1 protein-coding gene is annotated in these 275 nt (G+C 66.5%); it reads left to right on the top strand.

The features are described from left to right. Window positions 1-275, top strand: a 275-nt coding sequence (locus AC0IYH_RS31525; protein ID WP_471838172.1) for a circularly permuted type 2 ATP-grasp protein, incomplete at both ends; no start/stop codon positions are given.

The raw sequence follows: 275 nt of genomic DNA, 5'->3' as shown, positions 1-275 counted from the left end.
TTTCTGGACGACGTGTACGGAGAGCGCCGCATCCTGAAAGAGGGCGTGCTGCCGGAGGACCTCGTTCTCGGCAATCCGCAGTTCCGGCCGGAGATCGCGGGGATGCGCCCGCCGCACGGTATCTGGGCGCATATCTGCGGCATCGATCTGGTCCGTACGGGCCCCGACGAGTTCTGGGTCCTGGAGGACAATGCCCGCACGCCGTCCGGCGTCAGTTACATGCTGGAGAACCGGGAGGCGATGCTGCGGCTGTGCCCCGAGCTGTTCGCTGCCCA

Source organism: Pseudomonas sp. AC463 (genome assembly GCF_979253585.1).
The sequence above is the reverse complement of the archived record's forward strand: the minus strand, read 5'-3'. Positions and strand labels throughout refer to the sequence as shown.